This window comes from Cupriavidus sp. WGlv3, assembly GCF_023952475.1.
Classification (GTDB): Bacteria; Pseudomonadota; Gammaproteobacteria; order Burkholderiales; family Burkholderiaceae; genus Cupriavidus; species Cupriavidus phytorum.
The window spans coordinates 1-550 of sequence record NZ_JALHRX010000135.1 but is presented as its reverse complement, the minus strand read 5'-3'; the positions used below and the strand labels follow the sequence as shown (position 1 = coordinate 550).

The 550-nt window shown below is 66.5% G+C and carries 1 pseudogene; it reads right to left on the bottom strand.

The features are described from left to right. Positions 1 to 490 (bottom strand): annotated as a pseudogene (locus MKD38_RS30855) (helix-turn-helix domain-containing protein); the annotation flags it as partial. Between the last annotated feature and the right edge of the window lie 60 nt (positions 491 to 550).

The following is a 550-nucleotide window of genomic DNA, read 5'->3' as shown; positions in this document are numbered from 1 at the left end:
GCATAGCGTGGCGGTGTCCTCGCCGGCCGTGAAACGCACGAAGCTCGCGCGGCTGTAGCCCAGCGTCGCCACCAGTGCCAGCAGTGGCTCGCGCCCGCGCCGAATGACTGTGAAGTCGGCCTGCATTTGCTTGCCAGGGGCCGTCTCGAAGCGCACCAGCGGCTCGGGCTCGGCGCGCTTATGCGGCGCCAGAAACACCTCGAGCTGGCTGACGCCACCGTCGTAGCCGCGTTCGCGCAACTCGCGTAGCAGCACGGTCGCCGGAATCCAGCGCGGGCGTGCCGCTTCGATGCGCTCCAGCAAATAGCCGTGGTGCGGCGCAAGCTTCGTTGCCCTGAGCTCACGCGGCCTGTACCGACCCGCGTGTTCGTGGCCCAAATAGCGCCGCACCGTGTTGCGCGACAGACCCGTCTGCCGGTGCTATCTCCCTCACCCCCGCACCTCGTTTCGCCAATACCCTGATTTCCACTGCTTGCTCCTGTGTCAGCATCGGCGGCAAATCCGCCATCCTCCACCAGGTGGGTCAGTTTTACTTCGGCGGGGTGGGTCA